The 10,334-nt window shown below is 58.1% G+C and carries 8 protein-coding genes; 3 read left to right on the plus strand and 5 right to left on the minus strand.

The window, feature by feature from the left end:
* Positions 1 to 43: 43 nt before the first annotated feature.
* The 5 genes from H8E27_10160 to H8E27_10180 all read right to left on the minus strand — a co-directional run bounded on the left by H8E27_10160 (position 44) and on the right by H8E27_10180 (position 6,717).
* Positions 44 to 1,252 carry a terpene cyclase/mutase family protein gene (locus tag H8E27_10160; GenBank protein MBC8325975.1) on the minus strand — a complete coding sequence of 403 codons (1,209 nt, stop codon included), beginning with the start codon at positions 1,250 to 1,252 and terminating at the stop codon, positions 44 to 46.
* Between the two features lie 30 nt (positions 1,253 to 1,282).
* Complete coding sequence (locus tag H8E27_10165; protein MBC8325976.1) at positions 1,283 to 2,716, minus strand: HlyD family efflux transporter periplasmic adaptor subunit; 1,434 nt, start codon at positions 2,714 to 2,716, stop codon at positions 1,283 to 1,285.
* A 9-nt stretch (positions 2,717 to 2,725) separates the two neighbouring features.
* Entirely contained in the window at positions 2,726 to 5,341 is a 2,616-nt protein-coding gene (locus tag H8E27_10170) for a VCBS repeat-containing protein (protein MBC8325977.1), read from the minus strand.
* Between the two features lie 2 nt (positions 5,342 to 5,343).
* Complete coding sequence (locus tag H8E27_10175; GenBank protein MBC8325978.1) at positions 5,344 to 6,309, minus strand: sugar phosphate isomerase/epimerase; 966 nt, start codon at positions 6,307 to 6,309, stop codon at positions 5,344 to 5,346.
* Between the two features lie 201 nt (positions 6,310 to 6,510).
* A complete protein-coding gene (locus H8E27_10180) occupies positions 6,511 to 6,717 on the minus strand; it encodes a hypothetical protein (GenBank protein ID MBC8325979.1) in 207 nt (68 codons plus the stop codon).
* 275 nt (positions 6,718 to 6,992) lie between these two features.
* Between H8E27_10180 and H8E27_10185 the strand changes: the two genes are divergently transcribed.
* From H8E27_10185 to H8E27_10195, 3 genes are all read left to right on the plus strand, one after another.
* Positions 6,993 to 7,742, plus strand: a complete 750-nt coding sequence (locus tag H8E27_10185) for a hypothetical protein (GenBank protein MBC8325980.1) — start codon at positions 6,993 to 6,995, stop codon at positions 7,740 to 7,742.
* A gap of 53 nt (positions 7,743 to 7,795) precedes the next feature.
* Positions 7,796 to 9,895, plus strand: coding sequence for a chloride channel protein (locus H8E27_10190; protein ID MBC8325981.1), 2,100 nt, complete (start codon positions 7,796 to 7,798; stop codon positions 9,893 to 9,895).
* 165 nt (positions 9,896 to 10,060) lie between these two features.
* Positions 10,061 to 10,334: hypothetical protein (locus H8E27_10195; protein MBC8325982.1), on the plus strand; the 274-nt coding region annotated here is incomplete at its 3' end.

The raw sequence follows: 10,334 nt of genomic DNA on the forward strand, positions 1-10,334 counted from the left end.
GGATACATCCAATTTGCGCCCTTAACAGCCCGACCCTACGTGCTCACTTTTTAGGGGCCGGCGGCGCCTTAGCTGGCTTGCCTGACTGGGCTTTCAGGCATCGCTGCAACGTCATCAACGCCATCGCCGTGCCATATTGCTGGTGGTAATCGTAAAACGGAAAATCCCACCAACTGCCGTCTTTTTCCTGCAGTTTCATGATAATGGTGGCCATATGATCTTGCAGCCGGGGGCGCTCGGCGGCGGGCACGTGATCGAGGCACAGCGCGCCGTAGTAGTGGCCGTAATAATAAAAATAACCGGCCACCTGAAACCAAGCCTCGTGCGGGCGCGGGCGTTTGCGGCCGATGCCGAGCCATTCATTGCGGGCGTAAAGGCGGTCGAGCCAATCAACGAGCACCTTGTCGGTGATGCGTTGATCGCCCCACACACGCAGCGCGATGTTGCCCGCTTGCGACCGGCCGAGGCTGCCGCCCGGGCGGTTGATTCCGCGGCGCGGTGAGTTTTTTAAATACTCGCCATAAAGAAAACTGCCGTCGGGCAAGTGCTGCCGCTTGAGTGCGGCCAGTGCGCGGGTCACCAATTTTTTGGGCGGCTCAATACCGGCCATTTTGGCCTCGTGGAACGCAACGAGCACCGTGGCGTTGACGAACGAAATGGAACTGCTCGCGGGCTTCTTGGTGCCCAGACGCATATCGTAATAGCCCCAGCCGCCATCAACAGATTCGTAGGCATCGAGCCGGTCAAACTGTTGCGCGATGAGTGCGTCGATTTTTTTAATCTTCGCCGGTTCAATCTCCGCCCGCGCGCGCAGACGCACCAATGCCTGCAGGCCGTAGCCGTGCGCCCACACGTTGTACATCGCATCCGCCGTGGCGCGGCGCAGCTTGGGCAGATGCTCCAGCAAATAAGCCTCCGAATCCTTCAACGCCGCGCGGGCTTGCGGGGTATCGCCGCCCGCTTCGATGATGGCGGAAATGCAAAGTGACGTAACCGCCAATCGAAAAGCATAATGGCTCTGAAACCCGGGCGCATAAATATTGAGCCCCTTGGTATTACGCGGGCTACCCCACGAGCCGTCTTTGTTCTGCCGGTCCAGCAGGAAATAAATGCCGCGCTCAATTGATTTTTCCAGATCCACTCGCGGCACGGGCTGTGCGTCGGGCAGTTTCGGTATGGGCACGGGATTAGCCGCCGGTAAACCCATCGCAGCCACGAGGCTGGCAAGGGTGATCTTGGACAAACGGTTCATAGATTCCTTTCCGAATGATTCCGGTTGGAATTAATTGATCTTCACTAGATCGCCGGCTTTGAGGCCGCTGGTGATTTCGGTTTGACCATTGCTGGTGCGACCGATTTGCACCGTTATATTTTTTGTGGAATCGCCGTCCACCCCGATCACGTAAGGCTTTTGATCCGCGTCATAATGCAGTGCGGTGGAAGGCACGGTGAGGGCGTCGGCCTTGGAATAGGTGCCCAGATTCACCGCGCAGCCCATGCCGGGAGCGAGGTAGCCGTGGTTCGCACCAAGGGTGGCGGCAAGGGTGACCGCGAATTTGCCGGGCGCGGTGGGCACGCGGCTGATGGCGGTGACAGTGACGGGGATGCGCTGCTCGGGCGCGGCGGTTGGCGTGGCCCAGCCCCGGGTGCCGAGATTAATCTGGCGCAAATCTTTTTCGGCCACGCTACCGCTGATGATGAGCGGGCGCGGGGTCACCACGGTCATAAAAATCTCGTTGGGCATTACATTGCCGCCGGCGCGCAGTTTGGCGGTGAGATGTTTGCGGCCGGTCCACAAGCCGTTCACAAATTCGCCGTAATAAACCACGCCATTGGCGGAGGCTTTCACGTCAAGCAATTGGCGGTCGGCTTCAAGTTTGGCGTGAGATTCCACAACTTTGTTGAAGTCCACCTGCTTTTGCTCGATGGAGAGCTGGCGGCGCTGGGTGGAGGATTCGAACGTTTCCTTGAGACGTTCCTGCGCAAGTTGAGCGCGTACTTGGGCGGTGGCGCGATCTTCGATTTCACGCGGCAACCCAAACTTAAGCGCGGCGAGGCGCGTCAGCTCCGCGCGTTCCAACGAAAAGCGCGCGCGGTTCACAGTGTTAAGCGCGCGGGTGATGATGATCTCCTCCGTTTCCTCGGTAAGGTCATCCGCTTCGTACATTTTTTTGAGCTGCTTGAGTTCCTCTTGCGCATAAGCGAGCGAGTTTGAGTAAGTGGAGTAACTCTGGTGCGTCGATTTCACGTTAAACTCTTTAATGTACTCTTGGAAATGTTTTAAGTCCTCTCCCAATCGCTTGAAGGCCAGCTGCGCGGAAACTCGATCCAAGTCGGCACTCTTGCTGGCAAACTGATGTTCCGCTTGCGACAATGCAAGATCCACCCGCGCGGTTTCCAGCGCTCGCTTGCTGTCGGTAATCCGACGATCAATTTTTTCTGTTTCAAACTCAATCAAGGCCGCGCCCTCGCCCACTTCCGCGCCGTGAGCGACCACGCGTTTCACCGTAAGATCCGCCCACACCTTGGGTCGCAACTTGATGGCTGAAGATTTCGCCGGGCCAAATGCTCCGGACAGTTTCACCTCCACCTCAAACACACCGGCTTTGACGGTGTGTACGCCCTTGGGCGGGGTATTGGTGGAGTCGGCAGCAAGCAGTGCGACGGCCTGTGCAAACAGGAAACAAATCGAACACATCGAAAAGGTTGATTTCATCCGGCGTGTCTACCGTCCATTGCCGGGTTTATCAAGCCCCGCCTTCGAGGCTGGCAATAGATGATATTTTCCCGCTGCCGGATTAGTCAAACGCGTCACCCGCCCGTCCGGCCAACGCACCTCCAGCGAATCCACCGCCGTCAAATCGCCCAACCCGAAATGGGCGGTGAACGGATGCTGCACCCGCCACGAATCGCCTGTCACCACCCAGTGCCGCCATATTTTTTTGCCCGCGCGCGCGGTTACCACCGCGCCCACCGGCGACCGACCCGGTGCGCCCCGCAAATGCGCGCCAATCCAGCCGCCCTCGGGTTTCAAACGATTGGCCAACAACCGAACGTGGGGCAAATTCAATCCGGTTTTGAAATCCCAATGGCGTTCGGTCACTAATAAATCCGGCCGCCCATCCGCATCGAAATCCGCCGCCACTACGCTGCGGCCATCGCGCTGGCTTCCCGCGCCCAGCAAAAAACCCGCCTCGCGCCAGCCGCCTTGGCCGTCATTGAGCAACAACGCGTTGGGCTGAAATCCGTGCCACGAAAGATTCGCGCGCACCGGCCCCATCACCCCTTTGAAATGCGCAGCCAACGCAACATCGGGTTGATTGTTTTGAGTATAAATATCATGACGCCAAAAAATGCTATCGTAATCCTCCACCGTACGACGGCTGGAAAAACCCGTGGCCACAAACAGGTCTCGATCCCCATCGAGATCAAAATCCGCACCACTCACGCCGTGCGCCCAACCGGTGCGTTGGAGTATTTTTGATTTCGTTTCGTTAAAAACCAACCCCTTCGCCCCGCCAAGAAACAAACGATTTCCACTTCCCATTGCCACCCGACGGGCCAAAAATTCTGGCAACGATTGATGGCCGAGCTGCAATCCAGACAAACGCCGCGCGGCTGCGGAATCCACGCCGGCCATAAATACATCGGGCCGTCCATCGCCGTTAAAATCGCCCACCGCGTGGCTCTGACCAAACGCGTATCGGGCCTTACCGAGCGTGCCGTTGAGGTCCGTGAATTCCCCCTGCCTGTCATTGGCGTAATGATCAAGCCCGCCGAAATCCGCCACGTTCAGCAAATCCAAATCGCCGTCGCCATCGAGATCCACCCACGAGGCGCTGCGGGTGCGGCGGTGTTTGCGCAGGTTTGGCGCGGCGGTTTCGGTGAATTTCCCTGCACCATTGTTTAGCAGCAAGCGCGATGGGTGTCCGTCGTTGGCATCGAAATAGGGAAGCGGAAACTGGCCGTCGACAAAGGGCGGCTTGTAAGTGGTGATCCAAAGATCAAGATCGCCATCGCCATCCACATCGCCCGCAGCAATCGCGCTGGCACCGTGCCACTGGGCTTCGCCGATGAATGCTCGCGTGGGTTTTTCGAACTGCTCAAATTCAGTTTCCGCCGTGCCGGCCCAAAGCCACGGCCCATCGCGTGCGGGCACGCCCAGCAAATCCACCACGCCGTCTCCGGTGAAATCGGCCAACACTGCCGCCGTCAAGGGCTCGGGAAAAACCGCGCATAATTTGGCTGCTTTAAATTTCCAACTGCCGCGATTCCATTGCACGGAGTTATTGGCGGGAAAAATTATTTCAGGCAATCCGTCGTGATTCAAATCCTGCACTAACACCGGTCCGCTGCCTTGCGGTGCGGATTGTTCTGCAAACCCGCGCGCGCCTGTGTGTTCGTCACGCTGCAGTTCGCTCACCGTTATGGTTCCGGGTAAAAATTGTTCCTGCGCGTTTTGTGTTTCAGTCCATTGAATCGTCAGCAACCCGCGCAGCACCACCCGCGACTGCCCATTGCGCGCGCGCACGGTGAATGCGTATTTTGATTCGGCTGTTTTATTGTTAAAGGCATAATGTTCATGCCGCCATTGAGTGCCACGAAGTTCCCATCCTTCCGCGCTGCGCGCTTTGAGCCATGCTTTCCATTCGGTGGGATTCATTTTTTGGTTCGGCCCGATCTCAAGCGAACCGAATTGAAATTCTGCCAACACCGCAAATTTATCCTTGGCCGCGCGCAGGACGTCCCATGCGGTAACGAGGGTTTCGTGGAATCGTTGGGCATCCATTTCGCGCGACCACATGGTCCGATCGAACCGTGTGCGCAGTTGGGTAATCAAATTCACGCGCTGCATTAACTTCACCGGCATTTGCTCGCTCACTAACAGCCCGTTTTGGTAAACCCGCTGCACGGCATGTAACCCGGTGGCGTCCCATTCGTCCCACTTGCCGTGGGGTTGATCGCTCTCGAAAAAGGCACGGTGTTTCACCCGCCCGTTAGCGTGCCATTCCACAAACTCACCGTTCAGTTTACCTGCGGTATAATTCAGAATACGGCGCGGTTTGCCATTGGAATGCCATTCCTGCCAACGGCCATCGGGCCGACCGTCGCGAAATGCAAATGCCCCGCGCCGGGTGCCATTGGTATGCACGGCCTCCGTGCGACCGGTGAAGGGATGCAGTTCGTCAGTGCGATAAAATAAACCGTCGGCCTGTTTTTGCACTTGTGTCGCGGGCACGGTGCCGCCGTCGTCAGGGGTGCCGGGCCTGGCGGGTGGCGGCGCATCCCGTCCGCAACCCGCGCCCAGCAGCAGGGCGGCAATGCCAGCGAACGCGCGCATCGTTAGGCCCCGAATGCTTTGCGCATCATCGCCACGCTTTTGGGCACGGCGGTTTGCGGGTTTTCTTTGCCCTCGAATTCGATGGACACGTAGCCGCGATAGTTTTCTTTGGCCAAAATTTTGGCGATGCGTTGGTAATCCAAATCCAATGAATACCACTCGCCGCCGCCGTAATAGGTTTTCGCCTGAACGAAGGTGGTGCGGCTGGCGATCATCTCCAGTTTCTTGTACGGATTTTCCAGAAAATTTCCGGTGTCCATCAGCACGCCGAGCCACGGCGAATTGTCAAACGCCTTGGCGATACGCAGCAACCCTTCGGGCGTACGCGCGAGGCCCCAGTGATTTTCCAGCGCCATGTGCACGCCGAGTTTCTCGGCGATGGGGATGAGTTCCTGAATGGAATCGATGCACCACTTGAAAGCTTCTTCTTCCGTGTGCCCTTTCGGCACCGGCTCGATGCCGCGATTGGCCATCAATTCATCAAACGAAATCGTGCGCCAGCGTCCGGTGTTTAGCCGGATGCACGGGATGCCCAGCTCGTGCGCCAGTTGCATGCAATGGATGGTGTGCTCGATATTTTTCTTGCGATCCGCCGCCTTGGGTTTCACAAAGCCTTGGTGAATGGACAAGCCCACCAAGCCCACGCCATTCAGAAATGCGTGCCGCTTGAGCTTGCGCAAGTACGCCGGTTTTTCCTCGGCCATTTGCATATGCAAAACGTCCACGCCCTCCACGCCTAAATCAGCGGCGTGATCGATGACCTTTTCGATGGGATATTTCTTAGCCGTAAAATGCCAATAAGAATAAGTGGCCAACGCCAGCTTGGTGCGCGCTTTGGGTGCCTTGGCTTTGGCAGGTTTATCTTTGGCGGCAGCAGAAACCGGCAACGGCAACGCGGCGGCGGCCAACGCAGCGGAAGCGCCAATGAAAGCGCGCCGGGATGTGGGATCACTGGAATGATTCATCATTTGGGTGGCGAAAGTGTCGCGCCAACGCAGATGGAAATCAACCCCACATCACAGGCGAGTTGAACGAGGTGCGATTGTATGCGGCGCGCGGCGTATTCGGCCGGCGTGATGAGCACGCCGGGACGCTTTGAAATCCCTCGATGACGCGTTGCCGGTCGCGCCAAATCATCGGAATAAGGCACAAGTAAAACTTAAAGCGTCTTAAAGCGTCTCGCGGCGGACCGCGCGCACGCCGGCGAGAAGGCGTTCCATATCTTCCATCGTCCAGCCTTCGTAGTGTTGGCCGTAAGATTCCCACGCGGTTTTGTCGCCCTCCACTAAGGCGGCAAGGTCGGCCTCGCGTTTGGCGAGAGGGTGCGTTTGGTCCGGCGCAGTCCAGCGCGCCAGCCGTTCTTGCACGGCGTCCATAGGTGGCCGGTTATTGCACGGGGGCGTTGAGTTCCCCGGACGAAACCTCCGTGCTGCCGGGAGCCGGTGGCACGTCGCCGTGGTTTTGCACATCGGTGGGCGGCGCTGGGTTTTGGGAAACGCATCCGGCTAAACCGACTAAGAGACCGACACAGGCCACGCCTAAAATTAAAAGATGCTTGGTCATAGGAAACGGAGTATACTGCCCCAAGCCGGCGTTGGCAACTTAAAGGGTTCAAGTAACCCAACCGCGCCTCGCCGCGTCATTTAACATTATGAAACATGACTCCACCCCACGCAATCGCCGCGATTTTCTGGCCCTCAGTGGCCTCGGCGCCCTTGCCCTTCCCTCCTTTGCGGAGGCCACGCCTTCCACCGAAGACAGCCACGGCTACATCAATTTCCTCAAAGGCAAAGGCGAGGACATCGTGCCCGAAGGCAAATGGAAGGCCACGCACGCGGACATCCTCGGCCCATTTTGGGCTGGCGGCGCGCCGTATCGCGGCAAGGTGACCGCACCGCTCGCGCCGGGTGAACTGCTCGTGATGCGCGGCCGCGTGTGGAGCCATCGCACCCGCGAACCGCTCGCCAATGTAGTGCTCGATGTTTGGCAAGCCGACCACAAAGGCGTGTACGATTTCCAAACCGCCAAACGCACCGATCCGCGCCCCACGCTCGCCGATGCCCGCGGCTTCAGCGGCGGCACCCAACCCGCACGCAATAATTTTAAGAACCGCATCCGGCTCATCACCGACGAGCAAGGCTATTACGAATACGAAACCATCAAGCCCGCCGCGTACGGGATTGGTCGCGCGACGCGGCCCGCGCACGTTCATTATATGGCGCAGGCCAAAGGCCACGCGCGGCTGATCACCCAATGTTATTTCAAAGGCGACAAACATATCGCGGCCGACCCGTGGGCCAGCAAGTCGCCGCTCATCGTCGATCTCAAAAAAGTAAAAGGCGAATACGGCGCCTACTTGCAAGGCCAGTTCGACCTCGTGCTGGGCACCGCGAACGCCTAGTCCGTCATTGCATTTTTAACCGGTTTTATATATAACCCCAGCGCGCCGAAAGTATGCTGGGGGCTGTTAAAAAACTGTTCGACCGCAAGCAGAAGCCGCCTTATCAGGCCGGAACCAATCTGTTGCTGTTGCTCGTCCTTTCCGTAGTCATTGGCTCGGGCGTTTCCTATGCCACGTTGGGCTTCATGAAAGCCTTCGATCATGTGGTCAATTGGGTGTACTTTGATTGGAACGATTCCCCCAGCGGCCGCTATACGCACAAACTCGATGCCCGCAACAAACTCTCACTCGATTTCCGCGGCAACAACACGCACAACCTCGACGCTCTCAAGCAAACCCGGTGGCCCACCGCCGGCAAGTGCACAATCGTCACCACGCGAGATGGGTTACGCCAAGCGCCCGTCACCGGCCAATGGAAATTTGAAAACGACCAAGTGCAAGTAGAGGTTGAAGGCCAACCCATCGAGCTGAGATTCGATGGCAAACACCTCATCCCCATCGCCGCCGACGCCAATGCCACCCAGCTTGCCGCACATTTGCCCGGCCCCGAGCCCAACCACAAAATCCAGTTTAGCTACAAACAGGGCTCCTTCACCGACGTCCCCAAATGGCACATCCTTGTTGCCCTCATCGTCGGCGGGCTTTTCATCGGGCTGCTCTATGTTGCCTTCAAACTCCCGCGCGGTCACGGGCCCGCCGACGCCATCATTGCCCGCATCAACAACGATGGCATTATGCCCATCCGCGAAGGGATCTCCACCGCCATCGTTTGCATTAGCTCCATCGGCCTCGGCGCGTCCGTCGGTCGCTATGGCCCCGCCGTGCACCTTGGCGCCACACTCGGCTCCGGCTTCGGCCAAGCCTTTAAGCTCGGCCGCACCAACACCGTCACCTTCCTCGGATGCGGCATCGCCAGCGCCATTGCCACTTCGTTTAACACCCCCATCGCCGCCGTCATTTTTACGCACGAAGCCATCATCGGCCATTACTCGCTGCGCGCCTTCGCCCCCATCACCATCGCCGCAGTGGCCGGCAACGCCGTGGCCATCCACAACGGCCGATTCTTTGATGGCTTCCAAAACCTCACCGCCCCCGCCGAGCTCACGCTCAGCCAATATCCACTCTTCGCCATCGTCGGACTCATCGCAGCATTCTTTGCGCTCGTTTATATGCGCGGCATCGTAGCGATGGGCAAGGCGGTCAAGAAAACTAAAGTCCCCCTTTGGCTGCGACCGGCCCTCGCCGGACTTGCCATCGGCCTCGTCGCCATCTGGCTGCCCAACCTCCTCGGGCTCGTGGAGGAAACCACCTCCCAAGTCATCCAGGATCAAGGCCGCGAATATATTCTGCAGTTGCTGTGCTTTTTAATCATCTTCAAAATAGCCGCCACCGCCCTTTGCCTCGGGTGCGGAATGCACGGCGGCGTGTTCGGCCCCGCGCTTTGCATTGGCGCGATGGTTGGTGCCGCCATCGCTATGGCAACAGACCACAGCTATTACCAAATCTTTGCCCTCGCCGGAATGGGCGCGTGCATTAGCTCCGTCGTCGGCGCGCCCATCGCAACCATTCTGATTGTCTTCGAGCTAAACCAAAACTACTCCGTCGCCACCGCCGTGATGGTCGCCGTGGTGATCAGTAACCTCGTCACCAACAAATTTTTCGCACGCTCATTTTTCCTTCACCAAGTGCAAGCCGCCGGCATCGACATTAATGCCGGACGCGAAGTACTCATCCTCCAACGCCGCCGCATTCGCGAAGTGATGGAAAGCAAATTCCACACCATCGCCCCCGAAGCCGATTTGCCTGCCATCGAAAAAGCGCTGCGCGCCAATCCCGAAGCCGATCTTTACGTCACCGATGCCAGCCAAAAACTCCTCGGCGCCATCACCCTCGCCAGCGCGTGGGACGCCCTAAAATCCCGCCGCACCCAAACCGCCGCCGACCTCGCCCAAATGCCCGAGCACATTCTCACCGAAGAAACCGACCTCAACACCGGCTTCGAGATCATCGAAGAATTCGTCGGCGTCAGCATTCCCGTCGTCGAAAACACCGAAAATATGCGGCTTTCCGGCATCATTCACGAAGCCAACGTCATCCAAGCCTACAACGAAGCAGTCAAAACCGCCCGCGGCGAAGAACAAGGCCTCGAATAAACGGTCAAAAAAAAAGTGAAAAAAACTACCAAATCGGTTGACAAACCCCGTCCAACTAGTACGTTTACGTAGCATTTGGCCGCGACCCGATGCCGAAACTTTGTTAAGAAATACTTGAAATATAGTGACCAAACCCAGATGCTAACCGTCCAATAGAGTGGCATTATGATCACCCGCACCACAACCAGCCAAACGTCCCGCCTCCGCGCCATCCCCGTGGCCCTCCTTTTCGCCTTCCTCGCAACCGTCCCCACCCTATTCGGTGCAACACTCGGCGGCCTCGGCGGTGCCATGAGCATCGGCAGCAGCCTTCAAGGTATGGGCATGAGTGGAATGGGGAACGCCATGAGCCGCGCCCAAGGTGTCTCCAATATGGGTGGAATGATGGGTGGAGGTATGGGCGGCATGGGTGGAGGTATGGGCGGCATGGGTGGAGGTA

The sequence above is a fragment of the Limisphaerales bacterium genome, assembly GCA_014382585.1.
Lineage (GTDB): Bacteria > Verrucomicrobiota > Verrucomicrobiia > Limisphaerales > UBA1100 > JACNJL01.

What these genes read in the sequence shown, in the direction of transcription:
- H8E27_10190 (MBC8325981.1), top strand. Translation starts at nt 7,796, where the DNA reads ATGCTGGGGGCTGTTAAAAAACTGTTCGACCGCAAGCAGAAGCCGCCT.
- H8E27_10185 (MBC8325980.1), top strand. Translation starts at nt 6,993, where the DNA reads ATGAAACATGACTCCACCCCACGCAATCGCCGCGATTTTCTGGCCCTC.
- H8E27_10180 (MBC8325979.1), bottom strand. Translation starts at nt 6,717, where the DNA reads ATGGACGCCGTGCAAGAACGGCTGGCGCGCTGGACTGCGCCGGACCAA.
- H8E27_10170 (MBC8325977.1), bottom strand. Translation starts at nt 5,341, where the DNA reads ATGCGCGCGTTCGCTGGCATTGCCGCCCTGCTGCTGGGCGCGGGTTGC.
- H8E27_10165 (MBC8325976.1), bottom strand. Translation starts at nt 2,716, where the DNA reads ATGAAATCAACCTTTTCGATGTGTTCGATTTGTTTCCTGTTTGCACAG.
- H8E27_10175 (MBC8325978.1), bottom strand. Translation starts at nt 6,309, where the DNA reads ATGATGAATCATTCCAGTGATCCCACATCCCGGCGCGCTTTCATTGGC.
- H8E27_10160 (MBC8325975.1), bottom strand. Translation starts at nt 1,252, where the DNA reads ATGAACCGTTTGTCCAAGATCACCCTTGCCAGCCTCGTGGCTGCGATG.